General features: G+C 73.6%; 3 protein-coding genes. All 3 read left to right on the top strand.

Annotation, left to right across the window (positions count from 1 at the left end):
• A partial coding sequence (gene accA, locus DD1DGNOD_RS14650) for an acetyl-CoA carboxylase carboxyltransferase subunit alpha/beta (protein ID WP_131770389.1) occupies positions 1 to 1,696 on the top strand: 1,696 nt, incomplete at its 5' end.
• Positions 1,693 to 2,232: an acetyl-CoA carboxylase biotin carboxyl carrier protein gene (gene accB, locus DD1DGNOD_RS14645; protein WP_013873658.1), complete on the top strand. Its 540-nt coding sequence runs from the start codon at positions 1,693 to 1,695 to the stop codon at positions 2,230 to 2,232. The genes accA and accB, both read left to right, overlap by 4 nt.
• A 51-nt stretch (positions 2,233 to 2,283) precedes the next feature.
• The coding region (locus DD1DGNOD_RS14640) for a biotin carboxylase N-terminal domain-containing protein (RefSeq protein ID WP_283234697.1) at positions 2,284 to 2,789 on the top strand (506 nt) is incomplete at its 3' end.

Genomic DNA, 2,789 nt, shown 5'->3' with positions numbered 1-2,789 from the left:
CCTGTTCGTCTGCCCCGAATGCGGTGACCACGGGCGGGTCGGCGCGCGTCAGCGGATCGGGCACCTGCTCGACCCGGACAGCTTCACCCCCCTCGAGCTCACCCCGACCGGCTACGACCCCCTCGATTTCTCCGACGGCAGGCGGTACGAGGAGCGCTGGCACGACGCACGCCGCCGCACCGGTCTGCCCGAAGCGGTGCTGTGCGGCACGGGCCGCATCGGCGGACGCGAGCTGGCCGTCGCCGTCATGGACTTCTCCTTCATGGGCGGCAGCCTCGGTTCCGCCGCCGGAGAAATGATCACATTGACCGCGGAGCTGGCCCGGGAACGCCGGTTGCCGTTCGTGGTCGTCACGACCTCGGGAGGCGCCCGCATGCAAGAAGGCGTCCTGTCCCTGATGCAGATGGCGAAGACAAGCATCGCGATAGGCCAGCTGCGCCGCGACGGGCTGCTGACCGTCAGCGTCGTCACCGACCCGACCTACGGTGGTGTGGCAGCCTCCTTCGCCACGAACACCGACGTGGTCCTGGCCGAGGCCGGGGCCCGGCTCGGCTTCGCCGGCCCCCGGGTCGTCCGGCAGACCACCGGCGAGCGGTTGCCCGACGGCTTCCAGGGAAGCGACTTCCTCGCCGCCCGGGGGCATGTCGATCTGGTCGTGAAACGCGCCGAGCTGCGCTCCTGCCTGAGCAGACTGCTGGCGGTGGCCGCACCCGGGCGTCGCCCGATGGCGGCCAGGCCGGCCGTCCGTGAGCCCCGGCCCCCGGCGCCGCGACAGGAACATGATCCGGTCGCCGCGGGCGCGGCGGCACGGGTGCTGATCCGGGATCCACGGCAGCTGCGCGACCGCGACCCATGGGAGCGGGTACGCCTGGCCCGCGACCTTGGCCGCCCCACCACCCTCGACCTCGCCGCCCGGGCGTTCGACTCGTTCCTGGAGCTGCGGGGCGACCGGACACACGGCGACAGCCCGGCGATCGTCGCCGGACTGGCCGAGATCGGCGGTGTGCCGGTGGCGGTGGTCGGCCACCAGAAGGGGCACACCACCGCGGAGCTGCTCAGCCGTGACTTCGGCCTGGCCAAGCCGGAGGGGTACCGCAAGGCGCTGCGCATCATGGAACTGGCCGAACGCCTCGGCCTGCCCGTCGTGACGCTGGTCGACACCCCCGGCGCGCACCCGGGGGTCGAGGCAGAGGAACGCGGCCAGGCCTCGGTGATCGCCAACGCCATCCAGCGGATGAGCGCGTTGCGGGTACCGGTGGTGTCGGTTGTCACCGGCGAGGGCGGCAGCGGGGGCGCGCTCGCCCTTGCCGTGGCCGACCAGGTACTCATCGTCGAAAACGGCGTCTACACGGTCATCAGTCCCGAAGGATGCTCCGCGATCCTGTGGAACAACAGCGCCCGCGCCCCCGACGCGGCCCGCTCACTGGGCCTGGACCCGCAGACGCTGCTGCGGGCCGGCATCGTCGACGCGGTCGTGCCCGAACCACCCGGAGGCACGCAGGCCGACCCCGGGACGGCCGCGGACACCCTGCGCGCGGCCGTGCTCGAAGCCCTCCTCCCGCTGCTGGCCGTACCGCCCGACGAACTCGTGGCCCGGCGTGCGGCCCGATTCCGCGGCTTCGGCGCGGAATCGGTGGACGTACCGGCCCGCACCGGACGTCGGCAGGAGCAGGAATATGCGCAGGTGCCGGCATGACCCGCGACGAGACCCCCCACAAGACCCCCGAGGTGGCGCCCGACGGGCGGATCGGGCTGCTCGCCGCGATGCGGGAGCACGCCAGCCGCCTCACCCGCGACCTGCCCGGCCAGCCCAGCCGCCTGCGGCTGCGCTCCGGCGACGTCGTTCTGGAGGTGGAGTGGGCAGCCCCGCCGGCCCCCGCGGCCGGCTCGCCGCCGGCGGCCGGGCCTTTACCCGCAGGTGCGGCCGACAGCAGCGGCATCCAGCCGGCGCGGCAGACGAGCGGTGCCGAGGCGTCCGACACGCCGTCCGGGCCGGTTGTCACCGCGCCCATGGTCGGGACCTTCTACCGCTCCCCGCAGCCGGGGGCGGAGCCGTTCGTGCAGGTCGGCGACCTGGTCGAACCGGGGGACACGGTCGGAATCCTGGAGGCGATGAAGCTGATGAACCCGGTGCGCGCCGAGGCCGCCGGCAAGGTCGACCGGATCGCCGTCGCCGACGGGGAGCCGGTGGAGTTCGGGCAGGTGCTCATCACGCTGGTGCCCGTCGGATGAGCGGGGTGGCCAGCGGCGCGACCAGCGGCGCGACACATGGGGTGACGTGAAGTGTTCCGGAAGGTACTGATCGCGAACCGTGGGGAGATCGCGGTGCGGGTGGCGCGGGCGTGCCGCGAGCTCAACCTCGCGGTCGTGGGCGTGCACTCCACCGCGGACGACGTCGAGGCGCTGCGCCGGCACGTGGACGAGACCGTCTGCATCGGGCCGGGCCCGGCAGGACGCAGCTACCGCAACGCCGCGGCGCTGGTGGAGGCGGCCCGCAAGACCGGCGCGGACGCCGTCCACCCCGGCTACGGGTTCCTGTCGGAGGACCCCGACTTCGCCGAGATCTGCGCCGCCAACGATCTGGTGTTCATCGGGACGCCCGCGCAGGTCATGGCCTGCCTCGGTGACAAGAGCACGGCGCGCACCCTGATGCGGGAGGCCGGGCTGCCGCTGCTGCCCGGCAGCCTCGAGGTACCCGGCGACGTCGACGAGGCGGCCCGGCTCGCCGCCACCGTCGGCTATCCCGTCATCATCAAGGCGGCCGCCGGCGGCGGGGGCAACGGGATGAC

Source organism: Candidatus Protofrankia californiensis (genome assembly GCF_900634765.1).
Classification (GTDB): Bacteria; Actinomycetota; Actinomycetes; order Frankiales; family Frankiaceae; genus Protofrankia; species Protofrankia californiensis.
Note: the sequence above shows the minus strand (reverse complement) of the source record. Positions and strands in the feature narration are given on the sequence as shown.

What these genes read in the sequence shown, in the direction of transcription:
- accB (WP_013873658.1), top strand. Translation starts at nt 1,693, where the DNA reads ATGACCCGCGACGAGACCCCCCACAAGACCCCCGAGGTGGCGCCCGAC.